The following is a 22,126-nucleotide window of genomic DNA, read 5'->3' on the forward strand; positions in this document are numbered from 1 at the left end:
TCTCCTGCTCTATAAATCCAATCTTATAAATCCACGATTCTGGCTCTGTGGTGGATGGAAGGAAGGAACTTGTTAAGCAGATCCTTCGTCTTGAATTTTAAGTGGCTGGTATTGATGCCCGGATTACATCCAAACCATTCTGCCTCAGCTACTTCTTTATCCACGATTACCTGCACATAGTCGTCTTCATCCATCAGGAGCCCTGCCACGCTTGCTGAGCCTGGCGTCGTCCCTAAATGCTCCATCATCTTCTCCGGCGGCGCGAAAGACATATGGGATACTCCCAGCTTCTTGCTGAAAGATGCCGTGTCAAACGCCTTGTCCGCAGGCATTACCAGCAGAAAGAAGGTCGTCTTTTTCTGGTTGCATAAAAATACGTTTTTGCGGATCTGAGTGCCAATGGCTTTATCGATCGCCGCGCATTCTTCCATGGAAGCCGCCGGATCATTGTCCACCTGCTCGTATGGTATCTTTAACTTGTCCAGCGTGTCATACATCTTTCTTTCCAATGGCATTCTTTCATCTGTCGGAGCCGATGTCCTGATTTCACTGATATACATTTTCTTCTTCCTCCATTATCCTATTGTCCTATTTTTAACATTATAGCGAATCCTTGACGCCTTTGCAAATCCTTCGCATAATACAATGTGCATATTATATCATATTCTGCTATAATATGCACAAAGGAATCAAAATAAAGGAATTAAAATAAAAGGAGAATCATCAATGAAATACATTTTAGCCTCGGCATCCCCCAGAAGAAAAGAATTGTTAGAGCAGGCAGGATTCCGTTTTCAAGTCATCCCTTCCTCCGTAGAAGAAAAGATCACAAAAGACGCGCCTTCGGAAATCGTCATGGAACTGGCTTCCCAGAAGGCACGTGATGTATATGAACATTATGGGGATGCAGACTGCGTGGTGATCGGCGCGGATACCATCGTCGCATACAACGGGGAAATTCTTGGAAAGCCCGCCAATCAGTCAGAAGCCTATGATATGCTGGCCATGCTGGCAGATCGGACCCATCAGGTCTTTACCGGCGTCTCTTTGATCATGGCCAAAGGAGGCCAGGTCCATACCCGTACCTTCTTTGAAGCCACGGATGTCACCTTCTATCCGATCAGCAAGGAGGACCTGCGTTCCTACACAGAGACAGGGGATTCCTTAGACAAGGCGGGAGCCTACGGCATCCAGGGGCCTTTTGCCATTCACGTCAAATGCATCCGTGGAGACTATAACAATGTAGTGGGCCTTCCCGTCAGCAGACTCTATCAGGAACTGCTCCGGGAGTACGTATCTCCTTTGTCACTTCCATAATCATAGTTTTTTTTGGAAGGGCTCTTCCATCCTGAGGAGATCTGCCGTCGCAGGTCTGTATCATACCTTTGCGGCGGCTTGATATCCAGTATTTTATGCATCACATCATTGGCGTTAGCGTAATTAAAGGATTCCGTATCCATAATCTGACGCTGTGCGCCTTCCCAGTCATATGCTTCTCCTGTTTTCTGATATTTGCGGCGATAGTATGCTATGTCGCTGATGACCCTGCCTTTTTGATCTTCTTCCAGCACGTTCCACTGGCTCACAAAATTTCCATGGATATCTACAATGAATTCCGCATGGAAATCCGGCGACAGGCGCTTTTTATTTTCCCTGCCCTTCGCATACCTTTTGTAATCGGAATCGGACGGGTATTTATTGTGAAGCCGGGCAGGCTCCCGAAGCAGTCTCTGCCCTCCCAGCCCACCTGCAACTGCCGGCTTATGCACGTATAATTCCAGAGCCTCTTCATCCGTCATTCCAGGCTTCTTAAAGCGCCCTCTGATATAGCGGATATTGTGGCGGTCGATGTACATGCGGAACTGATGCAGCATTCGTGCCTGCGTGACATTCTTAAGCCCCATGATTCCCTGTTCGCCGCAATAGGCACGGATGCTTTCTGCATAATGTCCGAACGCTTCGCTGTGAGGCGGCGTATTCTTGTCAAACACGAATCCATGCCCCAGCTGCAGCATGCCATGAATATCCAGATATCCGCCGCATTTTCGAAGCAGTTCCATAGGATCCGGATACATACGCATTCCTCCCGTTCTGTCCTTGCAGCGTTTTTCTTCCTATGTTATTATATTCCATAGCAAAAAAAGGAGAATGATCATGCACTCAAGCCAGTTAAAGCAAAAATCCGAAAAATCAGCCTTAAAAATATCCCTGACCGGCAGCACCGTCTTCGTTGGACTGGAATTGCTCATGGCAATCTATACCAGTTCCCAGGCTGTCCTTCTGGATGCCGTCTACGATGGCGTGGAACTTTTGATGATCTTCGTATCCTTGTCCCTGGTTCCCCTGCTTTATAAGCCCTCCAACGAAAGCCGCCCCTTTGGCTATCTGCAGATTGAATCCTTGTTTGTCGTCGTAAGGGGCGCCATCATGGTTGCCGTAACCGTTGGGCTGATTGTAAATAATATCCAGATCATCCTTCACGGCGGCCGGCACGTAAACTTTTCCGCAGTGGCTTATTTTGAACTTGCGGCTACCGTGATCAGCTTTATCGTCATTCTTCTTTTAAGGCGTATGAACGCAGATCTCACTTCGCCTATCGTCACTATGGAGATTCAGGAATGGAAGATCGACGCGGTGGCATCCTTAGGAATGTCTGCCGCTTTCTTTCTCCCTCTGCTCATCCAGGCCGAATGGTTTGTTCCCCTTACCAAATATCTCGACCAGGCCATCGCCATCATCCTTTCGATCTTTATGCTCCCAGTGCCGGTACGCGCCGTGACAACCGGCCTTAGAGATCTGTTCCTTCTGCCGCCCGAAGAAGAGACGGTGCAGAATATCAAAGACATTATAACGCCGATACTGGATGCCTACGGCTACGACAAACTCTACTTCGACATCGTTCGGACAGGCCGTAAATTATGGATCAGCGTCTATATTACTTTTGACCGCGACGAAGTCTCCATCTCCCGGTTCCGTATCGTGCAGAAATTCATCATACAGGCCCTCTCCAAAGAGTACCAGGATTTTTATTTCGAACTGCTTCCTGACATTGAATACAATGACGAGACGGAAGTCTAAGAAAATAACAAAATCCTAGGCGGATTTTTGGCCTTTTTCGTAGTACTTTTTTGCTGCCGCGCCGATAGACTCTTTCAAGATCTCCATCAAGTCATCTACCTGCTTTTTCGTTACGGTCAGCGGCGGAATCATCCGGTTCACCTTGTCTCCAATGGCTGTGATCAAGGCATGCCTGTTCAGCACCTCATGCTTTACTTCTACTGCGATCGGCAGATCGTATTCACATCCCACAAGAAGTCCCCTGCCTCTTGCTTCTGCCACATGGGGAAGCCTTGCCATCTTCTTTAGCATATACGCGCCCACTTCTCTGGCATTTTTACTCAGGTCCTTATCTAGAATCTCCGTTACAGAAGCAAGCGCAGCGGCACATGCCAGCGCATGGCCTCCATAGGTAGAGCCGTGGGTTCCTGTCCCGAATGCGCGCGCTAATTTTTCTGTCGCGCAGCATGCGCCGATAGGCATGCCTCCGCCCATGGCTTTTGCCATGGATACGGCATCCGGCTTCACCCCATATCCCATGTATGCCATTGGTGCCCCGGTACGTCCCCATCCGGTCTGCACCTCGTCCAGCAGAAGAAGCATGTCATTGTCATCGCACAGTTTGCGCAGCCCTTCCATGAATTCCCGGGTGGCAGGATGAACGCCTCCCTCCCCCTGTACAGGTTCTATCATGATGGCAATGGTATTCTTAGTTACCTTTGACGCAAAATCCTTCAGATCATTGAATCTGGCATAGGAGAATCCCGGAAGGACAGGCCTGAATCCGTCCTGGATAGGGCCATCCGGCTGCCCTGTGGCAGACAGGGCTCCATAAGTCCTTCCATGGAATCCGCCTTTGGCTGTGATGATATGGTATCTTTCCGGGCCGTAATTGTCGACGCCATACTTTCTTGCCATCTTTATCATGCATTCATTGGCTTCCGTCCCTGAATTCTGATAGAATATCTTATCCATCCCGATCGTATCGCATATCTTCTTTGCCAGGATTGCCTGAGGCACGGTATAAGGATAGTTGAACGTATGCACGATGTCATCCGCCTGCTCCTTGATTGCGGCAATCACCTTTGGATTCCGGTTTCCGGGGCTGTTCACCGCCACGCCTCCATAGAAGTCCAGATATGCATTTCCTTCATGGTCATAGAGATACATGCCTTCTGCCCGCTCTGCGATAAAATCATAACGCTCATAAGTCTCAATCATATACTTCTCTGCTATTTCTTTTAGTTCCCGGGGTGTCAATCCTGTGTCTTTGAGTCTCATCGCCTTCTCCTCGCTTTCTTTTTCCTACATGCCGTCGAATACAAAAAGGGCGCCGTATCTATGATACGGCACCCTTGCCTTTAACGTCTCCAGTATATACTTCCATTTCTGAAAGGTCAATACTTTTTTAGGATTCTTTGGAAAACAGGCTTCTGAAACTGTCTTTCAGTTCCCAGACCTTGTCCGGGATGTCATCCTTCTTCTCTTGATACATGGTATGGAAGAAGTCGCAGATATACAATGCGATTATAAGCGTTCCTCCGATTCTGCCGGCAATGACCGGAATGGCATCCACCAGATTTACCACGACATTATGCAGGAAGAAGAACAGCATAAGCGTATAGAAGCCCCAGGCTATCGAACTTTCCATACAGATAATTCCTTTATAATTGCACGGTTTCTCCTTGTAATCCCACCAGATCTCACCGAATATCTTATTCATGATCAATGCAGTCAGAAATTCGATTGCCGTAGCCAGCACCATTCCCAGCACGAACAGCGTGAAAGGATTCTGGCTGTATGGCCGTAATATAAAGAATACCGTCAGCGCCCCTACGCCATATATCGGGCAGTAAGGCCCTTTTGCAAATCCTCTGTTGGTCAGCTTGCGGTTACAGACTGACATATAGATAGATTCCACAATCCAGCCCATAATGCTATAGACCAGAAACCAAAGCACCACATGATATGCACTCCATCCAAATATCACCTTGTTCCACCACATAATAGTCTCCTTATAGAAAAAGCGTGCAGCGATAGGAAACACCATTTCCTATTACATAAAAATAGAGTGTTGAATCGTCCAACACTCTATTTATTGCACATATTAGTTATACTTACGTTTTCTAGCAGCTTCAGATTTTTTCTTACGTCTTACGCTTGGCTTTTCGTAATGTTCTCTCTTACGAATCTCCTGCTGAATGCCAGCTTTCGCACAGTTTCTTTTGAATCTGCGTAAAGCGCTATCTAACGTCTCGTTCTCTTTAACGATTACATTTGACATAGTCTCACACCTAACCTCCCTCCAGTCCTATATTGTGCATCATACGACTGTTCGGGTATTTTTATTGCACTACATAAGATTATAGCACATATTTCCTCTACGTCAATATTTTTTCATCATTTTTCACGATATTATTTACTGATTTCCGTTTGCTGACTGCCATATAGACCGGGAGGCCGATCAGCGTCACTGCGATACTGCCTGCGGACAGCAGCGTTGACTGCAGCCCGGACATGAATATCTGGTTAATGATTACGTAGATTCCGCTTATGATCGCGATCAATGGCACCACCGGATAAAGCGGCACTTTATAAGTCCTGACCGCATCAGGACGGTCTTTTCTCAGTTTCATAACGCCGATAAAAGTAAGCGTATAGAAGGTCCAGCTGGAAAATACGGCAAGGTCCGTCAGCAGGTTGAACTGCCCGCTGATTGCATAGATACAGCCAATTCCTCCTACCAGGATGATGGAATTTGTAGGAACCTGCGCCTTATTCAGCCTTGCCAGAGACTTGCTGAATGGGAAATTGCCTTCCGCTGCCAGGGAATATGCCACTCTGGAGCCGGATAATACAAATCCGTTGCAGGCGCCAAACACGGATATCATGATGCCGACGGAAACAATCTTGCCTCCCACATCTCCAAAGATCTTCAGGGCCACCGCAGAAGCAGGCGCTGTCATTCCCGCCAGCTCGCTTGCCGGAAGAACCCAGAGGTATGAAATGTTGATAATAAAGTAGACGCCCATGATCACGGATACGCCGCCAACGATCGCAATAGGAAGATCCCTTCCCGGATTCTTCATCTCCCCGGCAATAGCGCCTACATTGGTCCATCCTTCAAAAGCAAACAGGATGGCAACCATCAGCTGCCCAAGGACAACCGCCGGGCTAAGCCCGTCTCCCACCATTGGCGTAAAGATCGGGTTTGCCCCGCCGCCCTTTATGAATCCGAATATCATTAGCAGAATCAAAGGAATCAATTTGCAGACGGTAAAGATGATCTGCACGCTGCCGCCTACCTTTGAGCCCAGGCTATTTAAAAAGATGATCAGGATGATAATGCCAATCGCAAGGGGCACCGTGAATCCATCGCCGATAAACAGTGCCGCCTGCTGGGCGCATACAACTGCCAGGGCAGACGTCATGGCCGGGTAGAACAATATGGTCTGGACCCATCCTGCCAGGAATCCTACCACCGGATTGTAAATTTCTTCCAGATACGCCACCATTCCTCCTGTCTTTGGAATCATGATAGCAACCTCCGCGAAAGTAAGCGCCGCGGCAATACTTGCAAGCCCGGTGATGATCCAGGCAATCATGCCGAGTCCCGGTGCCCCTCCTGTAGCCGTGTAGATAGCCTGCGGCTTAAAAAACACGCCGGAGCCGATGACGCAGCCAACCACGATCGCCATGGCAGTCGCAACGCCCAGATTCTTCTTCAGTCCCTTCTTCTCTTCCATAACTCTTATCTCCTTTGCTTCGTTTTAAATAATTTTTCAGATAAAAAAGAGGGTACAAGACACGCAAATAACGGTCCTGTACCCTCTGTATTTTTACCTGAAAGTTTTACTTCTACGGTGGCCTTATAAAAAAGGCTCTTTCCAGAGTCCCATCCATAGCGGGTATTGGCACCTGAAAGTTTCTCAGAGCGGTTAGGAGCCTCTCTGATTGCTTCATCGGTTTTCCGAGTGTATCATACGGAAATCTTCCTCGCTACTTCATCTGGCAATATTCATTTGTAAATAGTATATGTGAAATCCTATTTACTGTCAACCATAGTTATTTTTGTAACCTTCCTGACAAGGAACAGACAATTACGCCAGCTGGCCTTCCAGAACTTCTGCCGCTTTCGCGATTGCATCCTCCATGCCTGCAGGATTCTTGCCGCCCGCCTGGGCCATGTTCGGACGTCCGCCGCCACCGCCGCCGACAAGGCCGGCAATTGCCTTAATAAGGTTTCCCGCATGGGCTCCCTTGTCGATAGCGCCCTTTGTGGCTGTAGCCATCAGGCTTACTTTTCCGTCGGTTGCTGACGCGATCACGATGACGCCTTCGCCTAGTTTTTCCTTCAGCTGGTCGCCAAGGTCGCGCAGGCCATTCATGTCCACGCCCTCTACCTTTGTCGCAAGGAGCTTGACGCCTTTAATCTCTACGACCTGGTCCATCACATCTCCCATGGCATCCTGGGCAAGCTTGCTCTTTAAACTGTCCACCTCGCTGTGGAGCGCTTTATTTTCTGCCTGGAGATGGGTGATCTTCTCCGTCAGCTTATCCGGGGCAGCCTTTAACAGTTTCGCTGCCTCATGGAGTTTTTCTTCCAGTTCGTCATAATATTTCAACAGCCCTTTGGATGTCAATGCCTCAATCCTCCGAACACCTGCTGCGACACCTGTCTCTGAAAGAATCTTGAATGCGGTAATGACGCCAGTATTGGCCACATGCGTGCCGCCGCAGAATTCGATGGAAAAGTCTCCCATGCTTACCACACGGACGATGCTGCCGTATTTCTCTCCGAAAAGCGCTGCCGCACCAGTCTTTTTCGCCTCCTCGATGGGCATATTCTGAACCTTTACGTTCAGGCAGTTCATGATCTGCTCATTGACGATTGCTTCCACCTTCTTTAATTCTTCCTCCGTAAGGGCAGAAAAATGCGTAAAGTCAAAACGCAGCCTGTCCGCATTGACAGAGGATCCTGCCTGCTCTACGTGATTGCCCAGGACCATGCGAAGCGCCTTGTGAAGGAGGTGGGTGGCACTGTGGTTATTGGCAGAAAGCATCCGGTTATCCGGATCTACTTCCAGCGTTGCTTTGTCCCCAACCTTGATCATGCCCTTTGATACATAGCCAATATGGCCGAATTTGCCGCCCAGAAGTTTTACCACATCCTCCACGATAAATTCGCCGTCCGCGGTGCGGATGATTCCTTTATCCGCCTCCTGGCCGCCGCTGGTGGCATAGAATGGGGTCTCCTTAACAAATACGGTTCCCCGCTCGCCATCGGAAAGCGCGTCTGCCAGTTCCGTATCCGTAGCGAGCACCGTAACTTCGGACTCATAAGAAAGATTGTCATAGCCGACGAATTCCGTGGTAATGCCAGGATCGATGGACTCGTATATCGTCACGTCCGCCCCCATATAATTGGTAACCTCACGGGCCTCGCGGGCCGTCTTCCTCTGGATCTCCATGGCTTCTTTGAAGCCTTTTTCATCGACGGCCATTCCCTTCTCTTCCAAGATCTCCTTCGTCAGATCCAGCGGGAATCCGTAGGTGTCATAGAGTTTGAACGCATTCTGGCCATCCAGGGTCTTTTCCCCCTTTTTCTCGATCTCCGTCACCATATCGGCCAGAATGGACAGTCCCTGATCAATGGTCTTGTTAAACTGCTCTTCTTCTTTGGCAATTACCTTAAAGATAAATTCCTTTTTCTCTTCCAATTCCGGATATCCATCTTTGGAGCCTTCGATCACAGTCTGTGCCAGTTCAACCAGGAACTCTCCTGGAATGTCAAGCAATCTTCCATGCCTTAAGGCACGCCTCAGGAGACGCCTGAGCACATATCCCCGGCCTTCGTTGGAAGGCATGATCCCGTCAGAAATCATAAAGGTTACGGAACGGATATGGTCAGTGATGACACGCAGGGAGACATCCGTCTCTTCATCTCTGCCATATTCGGCATTTGCCAGGCGGCAGACATGATCTCTTAAGGCTTTCATGGTGTCAATGTCAAACATGGAGTCTACTTCCTGCACGATGCAGGCCAGACGCTCCAGACCCATCCCGGTATCAATATTCTTCTGCTCCAATTCCGTGTAATTATTATCGCCATCGTTGTCGAACTGGGTAAAGACGTTGTTCCAGATCTCCATATAGCGGTCGCATTCGCAGCCTACCGTACAGTCCGGTCTGCCACAGCCATATTTCTCTCCTCTGTCATAGTATACTTCGGAACATGGGCCGCAGGGGCCTGAGCCATGCTCCCAGAAATTATCTTCCTTTCCGAACCGGAAGATTCTCTCGGCCGGGATTCCAATGTCCTTGTTCCAGATCTCCCACGCTTCATCATCATCCAGATACACGGAGGGGTAGAGCCTGTCCGGATCCAGTCCGACGACCTCCGTCAGGAATTCCCACGTCCAGCGGATAGACTCCTTTTTAAAGTAATCTCCGAACGAAAAGTTCCCAAGCATCTCGAAAAAGGTGCCATGACGGGCGGTCTTTCCTACATTCTCAATATCCCCGGTGCGGATGCACTTCTGGCAAGTGGTCACCCGCTTGCTCGGCGGAATCTCCTGTCCGGTAAAATATGGCTTTAGCGGCGCCATGCCTGAGTTGATCAGCAACAGACTCTTATCATTGTGGGGCACCAGCGAAAAACTTTTCATTGCAAGATGTCCCTTGCTCTCGAAGAATTCAAGAAACATCTTTCTTAATTCATTAACTCCGTATTTCTGCATAACTTCCTCCTGCTTTCTTATTCTATATATATGTTTCATATCCTTGTATTGCAACGGTATGGCTAAGTTTTAATTATAAAGAGAAGCAGGCGGTTTGTCAACGCTCCGCCTGCTTCTTTATCCTTACTTTAATTCAATTTCTTCTAATTCTTTGGACGGTATTTTCTTCGATGAGCCGGCCACGAATTCTTTTACCTTCTTCTGAGCCTTTGCAACCTGAAGGTTGGTTCCGGCTCCCGCGACACATCCGCCCGGGCATCCCATGCCTTCGATCAAGCATCCGTTCATCTTGCCTGCCTTTGCAAGAGCCAGGATCTTCTTGCACTCGGCAAGCCCTTCCGCATGCTCGATGTTGACGTCCACACCCGGATAATATTCGTTGATGCATTTTTCAATGGCCTCTGCAACGCCCCCGGCCACCGCGTATCCTCTTCCTGCCCCGGTGGCATCATGGAAGGAGGATTCCGCCTCGTATTCTTTAAGGTCGATATCCTTGGCATCGAACATGGCCTGCAGTTCTTCGAAGGTCACCACGAAGTCCACGTCGCTTCGGACGCTTCTTCTCATTGCCTCCAGTTTCTTGGCCGCGCATGGCCCGATGAATACCACCCGCGCGTTCGGGTGTTCCTTTTTGATGGTCCGGGCAGTGGCTACCATCGGCGTCAACTCCTGGGATACCTGGTCGATCAGATCCGGGAACTGCTTTTTCGCCAGCATTGCCCAGGATGGGCAGCAGGACGTAAGCAGGAACGGAAGTTCTCCGGTACTAACCTTATTCACATAATGATGAGCCTCGGCTATCGCTCCGATGTCCGCCCCCAGCGCTACCTCATACACTTCGCAGAAGCCCAGTTCGTGAAGGGCGGCCTTTAAGTTCCTTGGCGTGATGTTGTCCCCGAATTGCCCGTAGAACGCAGGCGCGATCTCGGCCACGATCTCGTCCCCTTCCGTCAATGCCCTTGCCAGCTGGAATATCTGGGACTTGTCAGAAATGGCTCCAAACGGACAGCTGACCATGCACATTCCGCAGGAAACACATTTGTCATTATTGATATGGGCGCGTCCCATGCTGTCCGACTCGATGGCTCCTACGCCGCAGGCCTTCTGACAGGGACGTTCTTTCTTCGATATGGCATCGTAAGGACAGACGGACTTGCATTTTCCGCACTTGATGCATTTATCCTGATCTATGTAGGATTTCCCCCCTACCATGGAAATCGCGTCTTTGGGGCAGACCTCTATACAGGGATGGGCGAGGCAGCCCTTGCACATGTTGCTGACCTCGTACCCTCGTTCCTCGCAGGCCTCGCAGGCAGAAGGAATGACCTGCATAAGCGGGGGCTCGTAATATTTGTCGGATATATTGCTGGCTTCCACGCCAGCGGTCAGATGCACCGGCTTATTCTCCGGGCGCAGAGACAGTCCCATGGCAAGCCGGAGACGCTCGCGCACGACCGCGCGGGCACGGTAGACGCTCTCTCTGTATTTCTGGGTCTCTTCATTTACCATCTTATATGGAATGGCTTCCATATCGTCATTCAGCGTGTCAGCGTTGGCTTTAAATCCAAGCCTTGCCACTTCCTCGAATACTCTTCTTCTTAATCTTCTGACGGTCGTATCGATTCCTCTCATCATAAGCCGAACTTCCTCCTAAACTTTCGTAGATTCTGGTAATACTATAATTAATTGACAAAAAAATGTCAATACGTTTCCATGTTCAGGATTCCATACAATCTTACAAGATTTTACAGCAGGAATATCTTGACTTGCCTATTCATGTCCGAATATGCGCTGGGCATAATAGACAGACTGCATGGCGTCCTTGCCATAAAAGTCCGCTCCGATCATATCCGCATAATCCTGGTTCAGCACAGCTCCGCCAACCATGACTTTACAGTCCGGCTTATGCTTACGCAGCAGCCGGATCGTCTCTTCCATACTGGTCACGGTGGTGGTCATAAGGGCGCTTAAGCCTACCAGGCTTACCTCTTCCTTGATGGCCGTCTCCACGATCGTCTTAGGGGGAACATCCTTTCCCAGATCAATCACATCGAAACTATAGTTTTCCAGCAGCACCTTCACGATATTCTTGCCAATATCATGGATGTCTCCCTTGACTGTGGCCAGAATGATCTTATCCTTTTTCTCCATATCCCCGCCGCTTTTCGCCAGTTCGTCTTTTAGCACCGCAAAGGCGATCTTGGCTGCATCCGCGCTCATTAGAAGCTGCGGCAGGAAGATGGTTCCCTTCTCGAATCCTTTTCCCACCACGTCCAGGGCCGGAATCAGATACTGGTTGATAATGGAAAGCGGCTCCTGCTCCTTTAGAAGCGTCCGCGTCGCATGGTGCGCTTCTTCCTTGAGGCCTTTTTCAATGGCCTCCTTAAGGGTCATCCTGGAGCCTTCTGATGATGCGGGAAGTACAGGCTGGCTTCCATACTGGCGGATATAAGCCTCGCAGTTGCTGTCATAATTCATCAGCGCGCAGAAGGAATAATAGGAACGCATCATATCCTCTGAGGAAGGATTGATGATTCCCGCGCTCAGTCCGTTCTGCATGGCCATCGTATAAAAGTTGGAATTGATCGCTGGCCGGTATGGAAGCCCAAAGGATATGTTGGATACGCCCAGCACCGTGCGGACGCCGTAAGCCTCCCTGACGCCCTTTAAGGCATCCAGGGTCACTTTCGCTCCTTCCGGCTCCGAACTGATGGTCATGGCAAGCACGTCAATCACGATATCTTTCTTGTCTATCCCGTACTTTCCGGCCTCTTCAATGATCTTTCCTGCTACCTTGACTCTTCCTTCTGCTGTCTGGGGAATGCCCTCCTCGTCAATGGTAAGGCCGATTACTACGCCGCCATACTTCCGAATCAGCGGGAATACCTCATCCATGGATTCCTTCTTCCCATTGACAGAATTTACCATAGGCTTTCCATTGTAGATCCGCATGGCAGCTTCCATAGCCTTTGCGTCAACGGTATCAATCTGGAGCGGCAGGCTGGTCACGCTTTGGAGCTGTGTCACTACCTCCTGCATCATGGCAGCCTCGTCGATATCCGGCAGCCCCACATTCACGTCTAATATGTGGGCGCCCTTATCCTGCTGCATGATTCCTTCCTTCAGGATATAATCCAAATCATGGTCCTTTAGCGCCTGCTTGAACTTCTTCTTTCCGGTAGGATTGATCCGCTCTCCGATGATGACTGGCTTCTCTCCCAGCACGACCGCCTTCCCATAAGAGGATACGATGGTCAGGTCTTTGCGAGATGGGGGTACAACGGACAATCCTTTCGTCCTGCCAATCATGGCGCGGATATGCCCTGGCGTTGTCCCGCAGCAGCCTCCGATGACGCAGGCTCCCATATGGACAATCTTCTCCATCGTCTGGGCGAACTGTTCCGGATCCACGTCATAATAGACTTGCCCGTCCCTTTGCTTCGGAAGCCCCGCATTGGGCTTGACAATAACGGGAAGGGACGTATAGGCAAGAATCTCTTCCAGAATGGGAAGCATCTGCTCTGGCCCCATTCCGCAGTTGATTCCAAGCGCGTCCACCCGAAGGCCTTCCAGCAGGGCGACCACGGATGGCACATCGCCTCCGGTCAGAAGCTTGCCCTTCTCGTCAAAAATCATCGTTGCGAATACGGGAAGCTCCGTATTTTCTTTCGCTGCCAGCACGGCCGCCTTAACCTCGTAGGTATCGCTCATGGTCTCAATATGGATCAGGTCGGCTCCCGCCTCTTCCCCATACTTCATTACTTCCCGGAAGGCTTCATAGGCTTCTTCAAATTCCAAGTCTCCCATGGGTTTTAAGAGTTTTCCAGTGGGCCCCACATCCAGCGCCGTATAAGTCCTCCTGCCAGCGCCTGCTCCCAGGCAAGCGCCTTTCTTGACATTTTCGATCGCCGCATTGACAATCTCTTTTAAATCATAGGAGGCATCGTGGAACTTCAATGCGTTGGCGCCAAACGTATTAGCCAGCACGATATCGCTTCCAGCCTCAAAATACTGGCGGTGGATATCCACCACCTCGTCCGCGTGCTCGATATTCCATACTTCCGGAAGTTCGCCGGGCTTAAGCCCCTTGGACTGAAGCAAAGTGCCCATTCCTCCGTCAAAATATAGTAGTTCTTTTCCCAGTCGTTCTAATAACATCTATCTGCTCCTTTTGCCCTCTTATCTTCTCTGTCTGTAAATACTCTTGTCTCGTCTATGAACATCTCCGGTATACGCAGTCTGTCTTTTCACAGGCCTCGCATCCTTTGATATGACATGGCGCCTTGATCCTGCTAAGGCCGATCACCGCCGTCACAGACTTCATCGGTGTCAGCATGCCTCCGGCCGTCATCGTAAGCCCGATGGTCTTGGCGGCATCCAGCATCCGGAGGATCTCTTCCTGATGCCCGATGGAGAAGTCGCCATACCCGGGGCTGAACCGGGGCCTTAGATAAAGGCCTTCTTTCGCCATCTCTTCTTCCATCTTTCCCTGCCAGTCATCCAGGTATTCCTCCAGGATCGTGGTAGCGCAGGCCTGCAGCGTGACTACCCTCGCCATATCTGACAGGGCATGCTTTCGCATCAGCAGATCCACCTGGGCGCCCAAAGTTGCCCCCAGAACGATCGCCTTCTCGCATCCATTCATATTCTTCCTGAGATTCCTGCTTTCAATGTTCATCTGTCCGATCTGTATGCAGCCGTCATCCTGGAAATTCAAGTCAAAAATGCGATAGATGATTCTTCTGCCCGCCGCCTCTTCCAGTTCCCTGAAGGAACTTTCCACCAGCGCAAGCGTGTGATCATCTACCGCATGCCTTCCATATCCCAAGTAACGAACTGCTTCCTTCGTCCTTGTATCCATTTTCTTATCCTCTATGCCTTTATAATTGCAGAAAGATTGCTTATGATCGCCTCTGCTACTTCCGGCTTATTCATGGAGTAAATATGTATATGGTTCATCCCATTTGCGATCAGGTCAATGATCTGATCTGTGGCATATATGATTCCTGCCTGCTTCATCGCATCCGGATCCTCCCCGAAGCGGTCCAGGATCGCGCGGAATCTCTCAGGCAGCACGGTACCGGACAGATCGCAGATGCGCTTCATCTGCTTTGCGCTGGTTACCGGCATGATGCCTGGAAGCACTGGGACCGTGATCCCTTTTTCCCGGATTCGGTATAAGAAATTATACAGGATATTATTGTCGAAAAACATCTGTGTCGTGAGGAAATCCACCCCGCAGTCCACCTTGTGCTTCAGATTCATAATATCGTCTTTCTTATGCGCCGCCTCAACATGTCCTTCCGGATAGCATGCCGCTCCAATGCAGAAATCCCCCTGGCTCTTAATATCCTCTACCAGCTCGCAGGCATATCTGTAATGGTTTGGCAGAGGGAACTCCCCGTCCGCCGGGATATCGCCCCTGAGCGCCAGGATATTTTCAATGCCCTGCTCTTTCAACTGTCCGATCACCCCGCGCACCTCATCCTTGGTGGACGATACGCAGGTAAGATGGGCCAGGCTTGTAACGCCAAGGTCGTTCTTGATCTGCGAGGCGATCCGAACCGTATTTCTGCTGGTGCCTCCGCCCGCTCCATAAGTCACGCTTATGAAAGAGGGCCTAAGCGCCGCGATCTTCTCTGTTGCCGCTCTCACTCCTTCATAGCCGGCGTCCGTCTTGGGCGGAAATACCTCGAAGGATACATGGGGAGAGTTATCTTTCAGTATGTCTCTTATCTTCATGTCTATGCTCCTCTTTTTCGTATCTTTCTAATCCCATGCTTCTTAAATGCCATCGTATAATTCCTCATATTGCTTTGCGGAATTCTTCCATGAGAAATCCTGATTCATGCCGCGTTCCACAATCTTGTTCCAGTCACGCTTCTTATCATAGTAAATGCGCTCTGCATAGCGGATCGTTGCCAGCATCTCATGGGCATTATAGTTCATGAAGCTGAATCCCGTACCAGTCTTCTCATATTCATTGTATGGCTCTACCGTATCCTTGAGTCCGCCGGTCTCCCGAACGATCGGCACGGTGCCGTAGCGAAGGCTCATCAGCTGGCTTAAGCCGCAAGGCTCGAACAGGGACGGCATCAGAAACGCGTCGCAGGAAGCGTATATCTTATGGGACAAAGCCTCTGAATAATAGATATTCGCCGATACCTTGCCCGGATATTTCCATGCAAAATGCCGGAACATATTTTCGTACTTTTCATCTCCTGTTCCAAGCGCCACGATCTGGACCGCATCCTGGCAAAGTTCATCCATCACATAGGCGATCAGGTCAAAGCCCTTCTGATCTGTGAGCCTGGACACGATTCCCAGCATCATGATATGATGATCCTGCTCCAGGTTCAATTCCTTTTGAAGCGCGATCTTATTCTTTATCTTCTCCCTCCGGAAACTGTCAGATGTGTAGTTTTTCTCGATGTGGGTATCCGTGGCAGGGTCGTAATCTTCATAGTCAATTCCGTTCACAATGCCGGACAGGCAGTTCGAGCGGGCATTCATAAGCCCCTCCAACTTCTCCCCGTAGAACGGCGTCTTTATCTCTTCGGCATAGGAGTTGCTCACCGTGGTGATCCGGTCCGCATACACGATGCCGCCCTTCAGGTAATTGGCATCCTTGTACGCTTCCAGCTTGTCAGGCGCAAAATAATACTGCGGAAGTCCCGTAATATCTCTTACCCTCTTAGTATCCCATGTTCCCTGGAACTTCAGGTTATGTATAGTCATGATCGTCTTGATCCCCCGGTAATACTCATCCCCATAGCGGAAATTATCCAGATATACCGGAATCAGCCCTGCCTGCCAGTCATGGCAGTGAATGATGTCCGGCCGGAAGCCGATCACCGGGAGGGCGCTCAACACCGCTTTTGAGAAGAACGCGAACTTCTCGATATCCGCGTACATATCGCCATATGGCGCAAATCCGTTAAAATAGTATTCATTATCTATAAAATAGAACGTAATTCCATCGTACTCTAATTCTAGTATTCCTACGTATTGTTTTCTCCAATTTAAATCCATATAAAAGTGCGTATGGTAACTCAGTTTTTCTTTCCATTCTTCCTTCATACACATGTACTTAGGCAGCATCACCCGTACATCATATTTTTCTTTGTCGAAATATTTTGGTAAAGAACCAACAACGTCGGCAAGTCCTCCTGTCTTAATAAACGGAACCGCCTCCGAAGCCGCAAAAAGTATTTTTTTCATTGCTTTTCCTCCCAACCCTTCAATATACACCTATTATAGCGTATTTTTTTTAAGAAGAAAAGTATTATCTGTTTTTATATTCCAATCTGATCGTATCTGCAATCAATGCGATAAACTCCGAATTCGTCGGCTTTCCCTTGCCATTGCTGACCGTGTATCCGAACAGGTCATCCAGGGTATCCAGTTTTCCACGGCTCCAGGCCACCTCGATGGCATGCCTGATGGCCCGCTCTACCCTGCTTGCCGTAGTCTGATGCATCTTTGCCACCGTTGGATAGAGTACCTTCGTGATCGCATTGAGCACATCCATGTCCTCCACTGCCATGATAATGGCATCCCTCAGATAGTGATATCCCTTAATATGCGCCGGAATGCCAATCTCGTGGATCATATCCGTCACCCGGTTCTCCAGATTCACCTCGGGCGCTTCTTCCATCTTAAGCCCCTGGGCTGATTGCGTCTTCATCTCATGGCGTATCAGGTGATTGGCGTTCTTGATCCGGTTCAGGACCATCTCGTTGTTGAAAGGCTTCATGATATAATAGCTGGCGCCTTTCCTGAACGCATCTTCTGTGATCCGCTCCTGCCCGACTGCCGTGACGACAATAAAGTCCGGCTGTTTCTTCAAGTCTTTATCACCTCCTACCATTTCCATCACGCTTAATCCGTCCATCTTCGGCATAATCAGATCCAGCAGTACGACATCCGGCTGCTTTTCTTTTATCAGATGGTACACATCCTCTCCATTGTTCGCCTTTCCGACCAGATTTAATTCTTTATCGCTGCTGATAATTTCGCCAAGCAAGTCTAGAATTCTCTCATTGTCGTCGGCTATTGCTACGTTTATCTCTCCCATTTTTACGTATTGCCTCCCTTCCTTACATGAAAACCGTCGAGTTAAATTATATAATTTGACATATTGCAAAGCAAGAAATTGCTGTCGTAAAAACTTGACCCGAATCGACAAATTTATGACAAAGTGACATTTTTCAACATATTTTCAATAAAAATGCCATATCCCTTCGTAGAGTCCTGGACAAATACATGCGTAACCGCGCCCACGATTTTTCCATTCTGCATGATCGGGCTTCCGCTCATGCCTTGTACGATTCCGCCTGTAACTTCAAGGAGTTTCTTGTCCGTGACTTCTATGACAAGCCCTTTGTTGATCTCATCCGTATGCTTGTCGACTTTTGTAATACGAATCTCATAATCCTTCACTTCTCCTTCGACGGCGCAACGAATTGTCGCGGGTCCTTCCTCGATCTCGTCTGTGGATGCCGTCTCCATAGGCGTCTGGTCTGTAAAAAGCGCGTCAATGCGGTCGATCTTTCCAAAGATGCCGCAGTCCGTATTCTTGGTTATGCTTCCAAGCACATTATAATTGTTATAGACAATGATTCCTTCCATCCCTCCCGGCGTGCCGTTCTCTCCCTTCTGGATATCTCTGATGTTGGTCTCGTACACGGTGCCGTCATTGATCTCCAGCAGCGTATTGGTATCCACATCATGAATCCCATGTCCCAGAGCCCCGAACTGGCTGTCCGCATTCAGGAAGGTAATGGTGCCAAGTCCCTGGGCATTGTCCCTGACCCAGATCCCCAGCTTGTAATCTTTGGAGCTGCATCTGACCGGCTTTAACTTGATGTCGATCAGATCCTCTGAGCGGCGCACCTTGAGTACCACTTCCTCTTTGTCAATCTTCTTCATTGCATCCACTAATTGCGACTTGCTGCTGATCTCTTCCTCATCCAGGGCCACGATGTAATCCCCCGCCTTAACCAGGTGGGAGGCAGGCTCATACTCCATGCCGTCCATGGCGGTCACCGCGTCCGTGCCAAGCACCATGACACCCTGGGTCTCCAAATAGATGCCGATGGGCATGCCTCCGGGAATCACCATATTTCCGGACGATGTCCCGGCGCTTACTTCCTGGCGCAGCTGGCTGTGCTTGGATTCAATCAGGTAGTAGCCTCCTCCCACTGCAACCGTAAATGTAACGATCATGATCAAGATTCTCCGGTACCAGTATTTCCTCATGCTTCAAAACCTCCAAGAAAAAAATAGATACCCATTCTCGGGTATCTATCTTATTATGTGGCAATTCTCTATAAATTACTCTGGTTTATTTTGTCTGTTTCGCAAGTTCCTTCATCTCCACGGCGCTTTGTACTACCGTATCCGTAATTTTTGCGCCGCCCAGGATTCTTGCCAGTTCTTCGATGGAACGCTTCTCATCCAGCAGTTCTATGCTGGTCTTTGTATCGCCTTTCTTCGTAGACTTCTCTATCATGTAGTGATGGTCTGCCATGGCAGCGATCTGGGCAAGGTGCGTGATGCAGATGACCTGATGCTTCTTTCCGATAAGTGCCATCTTTTCCGAGACTTTCTGCGCGGTCCTGCCGCTGATCCCTACGTCAATCTCATCAAAAATCAGCGTCTCGATATCATCCCGTTTTGCCATCACCGTCTTGATGGCCAGCATGATGCGCGACAGTTCTCCTCCGCTTGCCACGCCTGCCAGCGGCTTCACCGGCTGGCCCGGATTCAAGGAAATCATGAATTCGATGTCATCCATGCCTTCAGCCGTATAGTCCTTCGTGGATTCAAACTGTATCCGGAACTTCACATTTTCAAAATTCAGGTCTTTGAGCCCCTCTTCAATCGCCTCTTCCAGTATCTTGGCCTGTTTCTTTCGAATCTTCGTAAGCCTGGCCGTAGACTGTCTTAACACCTCTTCGGCCTTGGCGCATTGGTCTTTCAGCCGCAGGATATAATTGTCGAAATCTTCCAGAATCCCGATCCGTTCTTCCCGGCTGGCACAATAATCCAGTATTTTTTCTATCGTATCTCCATATTTTGTCTTAAGATGGTTAATTTCATTCAGACGGTTTTCTGTCTCATAGAATTCTTCATCGGAAAATTCGCAGGTCTTGCTGTAATCGGCAAGTTCCCGGTTGAAGTCGTTCAGCAGGCTGTCCACTTCCACCAGCTGGCCATAGAGCTGCGCGGCCCTGTCGTCATATTCGGATGCCTCGGATAACGCGCGGATGGCACGGCTTAAGGCCTCGCTTGCATTGCCGCCTCCCTCGCTGGTATAAAGATACGCCTCGTTTACGCTGTCCGCGATCTTCTTGCTGTTCGTCATGCGGCGGTACAGGGATTCCAGTTCCTCATCCTCCCCGGGAAGCAGATGCGCTTCCTGAATCTCGGACACCTCGAACTTTAAGAATGATAATTCCTTGGCCCGCTGAGATTCGTCCGCTTCGGCCTCTTTCAGTTCTTTTTCGCAGGCTTTGTATGCTTTGTAAGCCTGTGCTGCCTTCTCCTTGTCTTCTGCCAGATATTCCTTTGCAAACGCGTCCACGATGCCAAGATGATTCTTCTTATACAGCAGAGACTGATGCTCATGCTGCCCATGAATATCAATCAAAATAGATGACGCTTCCTTAAGAAGCCCCATCTGCACCGTCTCTCCATTGATCCTGCTTACGCTCCTGCCGGCCATCAGCCGCCTTGAGAGCGTCACCATTCCTTCTTCCGGAAAGATATCCAGTTCTTTTAATTTCTTCTGCTGGCTTTCATTTTCCACCAGAAATGTCAGTTCCACGAATCCATACTCCGCGCCCTGGCGCAGGATGTCCTTGGTATAGCGTCCGCCAAGGGCAAGGCTTATCGAACCCAGGATAATAGACTTTCCTGCCCCGGTCTCTCCGGTCAGGATGTTAAGCCCATCCTTGAATTCTACCTCGATCTCGTCGATTAATGCCAGATTCTTCACATGTAAATTCTGTAACATACTGCCTCCTACAAGACAATCTTGCTAATCTTATCCATTACCTTTACCGTATCGTCCACGCTTCGGATGGCACACATGATCGTATCATCGCCCGCGATGCTTCCCACTACTTCATTCCACTGCATGGCATCGATCGCCGCGCAGACTGCCATTGCCATTCCCGCTACCGTCTTGATGACCAGAATGTTCTGTGCCATATCCATAGAGACATAGCCATCCCTTAACACCCGGATATACTTCTCGCTCATGCCGTTCTCCGCGCTCTGATGCACCGCATAGCGCTGCTTCCCGTTCTCATAGGGGACTTTTGTAAGCTTTAAGTCCCGAATATCCCTGGACACTGTGGCCTGGGTTACCTTGAAGCCTTCCTGGTTCAGGTATTCAGCCAGTTCTTCCTGCGTCTCGATGTGGTGCTTATTGATCAGTTCAATAATCTTTGCGTGTCTGTTTACTTTCATGATGTTAATTTCCTTTCATCTTTCTACGTAGCGTTTCTAAAAAGCTGACTTTGCTTAACTTCATTATCTTGGTGGACGCCTCAGATCTGCGCACCGTTACTTTATCGCCCGTGGTCAGTGCCACCGTATCCGCGCCGTCAAAGGTGGTGAATACTTCCTCCTTAGACTCATGGCGCCCCATGCCAATCTCGATCACGATCTCATCATCCGAAGACAGGACGATGCTGCTTGTATTCAGCGCATGGGAACAGATGGGCGTGATCACGATCAAGGATGCCGTAGGCTCCACGATCGGCCCGCCTGCCGACAGATTATAAGCCGTGGATCCGGTGGGCGTGGAGATGATAATGCCATCTGCCTCATAGGAGTTGAGCAGTTCCCCATTCACGTACAGCCGGAAATGAATGACCCGAAGTTCCCCTTTCCTGGAAATCACGATATCATTCAGAGACACATCCTTGGAACCGTCCTCAAAGATTCCTTCCAGCATCATCCGGTCCTCAAATGTATAGTCATTGCTTACGATCTGGCCGATGGCTTCCTCGATATTGCCAACTTCCACCTCGGTAAGATAGCCAAGGGTTCCCATATTGATTCCCAGAATCGGCACATCCCGCTCCCACAAAATCCTCGCCACTTCGATCAGGCTTCCGTCTCCGCCGATAACGATGGCGCATTCGATATCCTCCGGTATGGCTTCTTTTATAATATTTTTCTTTTCATCCTTCTGGCATAAGACGCATTTCTTGCCTTCTGTCTCCAGAAGTTCCTTTACCTTCCTGGTAATGATGTGATCTGCATCTTTGCCGTCATTGGTAACGATTAAAAACCTGTCCATATTGTCCTGCATT

At 49.4% G+C, this 22,126-nt stretch carries 19 protein-coding genes and 1 riboswitch; of the genes, 2 read left to right on the forward strand and 17 right to left on the reverse strand.

Annotated elements, in window-relative coordinates; genetic code table 11:
- Positions 1 to 23: 23 nt before the first annotated feature.
- Positions 24 to 560 (reverse strand): prolyl-tRNA synthetase associated domain-containing protein, encoded by a 537-nt coding sequence (locus tag K0036_RS09955; protein ID WP_004606002.1) that lies wholly within the window; start codon positions 558 to 560, stop codon positions 24 to 26.
- A 166-nt stretch (positions 561 to 726) separates the two neighbouring features.
- Here K0036_RS09955 and K0036_RS09960 point away from each other — a divergent pair, with 166 nt between their 5' ends.
- The gene (locus tag K0036_RS09960) at positions 727 to 1,317 is read left to right on the forward strand and encodes a Maf family protein (protein WP_025643427.1); all 591 of its coding nucleotides are present in this window, start codon (positions 727 to 729) and stop codon (positions 1,315 to 1,317) included.
- Here K0036_RS09960 and K0036_RS09965 read toward each other — a convergent pair.
- Positions 1,272 to 2,075 (reverse strand): DUF3114 domain-containing protein, encoded by an 804-nt coding sequence (locus K0036_RS09965; protein ID WP_259283272.1) that lies wholly within the window; start codon positions 2,073 to 2,075, stop codon positions 1,272 to 1,274. The genes K0036_RS09960 and K0036_RS09965 overlap by 46 nt on opposite strands.
- A 79-nt stretch (positions 2,076 to 2,154) precedes the next feature.
- On the opposite strand from K0036_RS09965, the gene K0036_RS09970 reads away from it, so the two are divergent.
- The gene (locus tag K0036_RS09970) at positions 2,155 to 3,078 is read left to right on the forward strand and encodes a cation diffusion facilitator family transporter (protein WP_025643425.1); all 924 of its coding nucleotides are present in this window, start codon (positions 2,155 to 2,157) and stop codon (positions 3,076 to 3,078) included.
- Between the two features lie 15 nt (positions 3,079 to 3,093).
- Here the strand turns inward: K0036_RS09970 and K0036_RS09975 are convergent, their stop codons facing one another.
- The 15 genes from K0036_RS09975 to K0036_RS10045 all read right to left on the reverse strand — a co-directional run bounded on the left by K0036_RS09975 (position 3,094) and on the right by K0036_RS10045 (position 22,113).
- Positions 3,094 to 4,338 carry an aspartate aminotransferase family protein gene (locus K0036_RS09975; RefSeq protein WP_220429647.1) on the reverse strand — a complete coding sequence of 415 codons (1,245 nt, stop codon included), beginning with the start codon at positions 4,336 to 4,338 and terminating at the stop codon, positions 3,094 to 3,096.
- A 127-nt stretch (positions 4,339 to 4,465) separates the two neighbouring features.
- Positions 4,466 to 5,062 (reverse strand): putative ABC transporter permease, encoded by a 597-nt coding sequence (locus tag K0036_RS09980; protein WP_025643423.1) that lies wholly within the window; start codon positions 5,060 to 5,062, stop codon positions 4,466 to 4,468.
- Positions 5,063 to 5,164: 102 nt separating this feature from the next.
- Complete coding sequence (gene rpsU / locus K0036_RS09985; protein ID WP_004054229.1) at positions 5,165 to 5,341, reverse strand: 30S ribosomal protein S21; 177 nt, start codon at positions 5,339 to 5,341, stop codon at positions 5,165 to 5,167.
- Positions 5,342 to 5,438: 97 nt separating this feature from the next.
- Entirely contained in the window at positions 5,439 to 6,803 is a 1,365-nt protein-coding gene (locus K0036_RS09990) for an APC family permease (protein WP_025643422.1), read from the reverse strand.
- 75 nt (positions 6,804 to 6,878) lie between these two features.
- Positions 6,879 to 6,958: riboswitch (glycine riboswitch) on the reverse strand.
- Positions 6,959 to 7,157: 199 nt separating this feature from the next.
- Entirely contained in the window at positions 7,158 to 9,797 is a 2,640-nt protein-coding gene (gene alaS / locus K0036_RS09995; RefSeq protein WP_220429648.1) for an alanine--tRNA ligase, read from the reverse strand.
- 123 nt (positions 9,798 to 9,920) lie between these two features.
- Positions 9,921 to 11,432, reverse strand: a complete 1,512-nt coding sequence (locus tag K0036_RS10000) for a 4Fe-4S dicluster domain-containing protein (protein WP_220429649.1) — start codon at positions 11,430 to 11,432, stop codon at positions 9,921 to 9,923.
- Between the two features lie 135 nt (positions 11,433 to 11,567).
- On the reverse strand, positions 11,568 to 13,955 hold the full coding sequence (locus K0036_RS10005) for a homocysteine S-methyltransferase family protein (RefSeq protein ID WP_220429650.1): 2,388 nt from the start codon (positions 13,953 to 13,955) through the stop codon (positions 11,568 to 11,570).
- Positions 13,956 to 14,010: 55 nt separating this feature from the next.
- A complete protein-coding gene (locus tag K0036_RS10010) occupies positions 14,011 to 14,658 on the reverse strand; it encodes a Vitamin B12 dependent methionine synthase activation subunit (RefSeq protein WP_220429651.1) in 648 nt (215 codons plus the stop codon).
- 11 nt (positions 14,659 to 14,669) lie between these two features.
- Positions 14,670 to 15,539 carry a methylenetetrahydrofolate reductase [NAD(P)H] gene (gene metF / locus K0036_RS10015; protein ID WP_220429652.1) on the reverse strand — a complete coding sequence of 290 codons (870 nt, stop codon included), beginning with the start codon at positions 15,537 to 15,539 and terminating at the stop codon, positions 14,670 to 14,672.
- Positions 15,540 to 15,581: 42 nt separating this feature from the next.
- Positions 15,582 to 17,018, reverse strand: a complete 1,437-nt coding sequence (gene glgA, locus K0036_RS10020; protein ID WP_025643416.1) for a glycogen synthase GlgA — start codon at positions 17,016 to 17,018, stop codon at positions 15,582 to 15,584.
- A gap of 64 nt (positions 17,019 to 17,082) precedes the next feature.
- A complete protein-coding gene (gene spo0A, locus K0036_RS10025; protein WP_025643415.1) occupies positions 17,083 to 17,874 on the reverse strand; it encodes a sporulation transcription factor Spo0A in 792 nt (263 codons plus the stop codon).
- A 113-nt stretch (positions 17,875 to 17,987) separates the two neighbouring features.
- Positions 17,988 to 19,058 (reverse strand): SpoIVB peptidase, encoded by a 1,071-nt coding sequence (spoIVB, locus tag K0036_RS10030; RefSeq protein WP_220429653.1) that lies wholly within the window; start codon positions 19,056 to 19,058, stop codon positions 17,988 to 17,990.
- Positions 19,059 to 19,143: 85 nt separating this feature from the next.
- Entirely contained in the window at positions 19,144 to 20,817 is a 1,674-nt protein-coding gene (gene recN / locus K0036_RS10035) for a DNA repair protein RecN (protein WP_025643413.1), read from the reverse strand.
- An 8-nt stretch (positions 20,818 to 20,825) separates the two neighbouring features.
- Positions 20,826 to 21,275, reverse strand: a complete 450-nt coding sequence (argR, locus tag K0036_RS10040) for an arginine repressor (protein WP_004605984.1) — start codon at positions 21,273 to 21,275, stop codon at positions 20,826 to 20,828.
- Positions 21,276 to 21,279: 4 nt separating this feature from the next.
- Positions 21,280 to 22,113: an NAD(+)/NADH kinase gene (locus K0036_RS10045; protein ID WP_025643412.1), complete on the reverse strand. Its 834-nt coding sequence runs from the start codon at positions 22,111 to 22,113 to the stop codon at positions 21,280 to 21,282.
- Positions 22,114 to 22,126: the final 13 nt, after the last annotated feature.

It is taken from the genome of [Clostridium] scindens (assembly GCF_019597925.1).
Taxonomy (GTDB): Bacteria; Bacillota; Clostridia; order Lachnospirales; family Lachnospiraceae; genus Clostridium_AP.

What these genes read in the sequence shown, in the direction of transcription:
- metF (WP_220429652.1), bottom strand. Translation starts at nt 15,539, where the DNA reads ATGAAGATAAGAGACATACTGAAAGATAACTCTCCCCATGTATCCTTC.
- K0036_RS09960 (WP_025643427.1), top strand. Translation starts at nt 727, where the DNA reads ATGAAATACATTTTAGCCTCGGCATCCCCCAGAAGAAAAGAATTGTTA.
- glgA (WP_025643416.1), bottom strand. Translation starts at nt 17,018, where the DNA reads ATGAAAAAAATACTTTTTGCGGCTTCGGAGGCGGTTCCGTTTATTAAG.
- recN (WP_025643413.1), bottom strand. Translation starts at nt 20,817, where the DNA reads ATGTTACAGAATTTACATGTGAAGAATCTGGCATTAATCGACGAGATC.
- K0036_RS09990 (WP_025643422.1), bottom strand. Translation starts at nt 6,803, where the DNA reads ATGGAAGAGAAGAAGGGACTGAAGAAGAATCTGGGCGTTGCGACTGCC.
- argR (WP_004605984.1), bottom strand. Translation starts at nt 21,275, where the DNA reads ATGAAAGTAAACAGACACGCAAAGATTATTGAACTGATCAATAAGCAC.
- alaS (WP_220429648.1), bottom strand. Translation starts at nt 9,797, where the DNA reads ATGCAGAAATACGGAGTTAATGAATTAAGAAAGATGTTTCTTGAATTC.
- K0036_RS10005 (WP_220429650.1), bottom strand. Translation starts at nt 13,955, where the DNA reads ATGTTATTAGAACGACTGGGAAAAGAACTACTATATTTTGACGGAGGA.
- K0036_RS10010 (WP_220429651.1), bottom strand. Translation starts at nt 14,658, where the DNA reads ATGGATACAAGGACGAAGGAAGCAGTTCGTTACTTGGGATATGGAAGG.
- K0036_RS09970 (WP_025643425.1), top strand. Translation starts at nt 2,155, where the DNA reads ATGCACTCAAGCCAGTTAAAGCAAAAATCCGAAAAATCAGCCTTAAAA.
- K0036_RS10000 (WP_220429649.1), bottom strand. Translation starts at nt 11,432, where the DNA reads ATGATGAGAGGAATCGATACGACCGTCAGAAGATTAAGAAGAAGAGTA.
- K0036_RS09955 (WP_004606002.1), bottom strand. Translation starts at nt 560, where the DNA reads ATGTATATCAGTGAAATCAGGACATCGGCTCCGACAGATGAAAGAATG.
- spoIVB (WP_220429653.1), bottom strand. Translation starts at nt 19,058, where the DNA reads ATGAGGAAATACTGGTACCGGAGAATCTTGATCATGATCGTTACATTT.
- K0036_RS09980 (WP_025643423.1), bottom strand. Translation starts at nt 5,062, where the DNA reads ATGTGGTGGAACAAGGTGATATTTGGATGGAGTGCATATCATGTGGTG.
- K0036_RS09975 (WP_220429647.1), bottom strand. Translation starts at nt 4,338, where the DNA reads ATGAGACTCAAAGACACAGGATTGACACCCCGGGAACTAAAAGAAATA.
- rpsU (WP_004054229.1), bottom strand. Translation starts at nt 5,341, where the DNA reads ATGTCAAATGTAATCGTTAAAGAGAACGAGACGTTAGATAGCGCTTTA.
- K0036_RS09965 (WP_259283272.1), bottom strand. Translation starts at nt 2,075, where the DNA reads ATGTATCCGGATCCTATGGAACTGCTTCGAAAATGCGGCGGATATCTG.
- K0036_RS10045 (WP_025643412.1), bottom strand. Translation starts at nt 22,113, where the DNA reads ATGGACAGGTTTTTAATCGTTACCAATGACGGCAAAGATGCAGATCAC.
- spo0A (WP_025643415.1), bottom strand. Translation starts at nt 17,874, where the DNA reads ATGGGAGAGATAAACGTAGCAATAGCCGACGACAATGAGAGAATTCTA.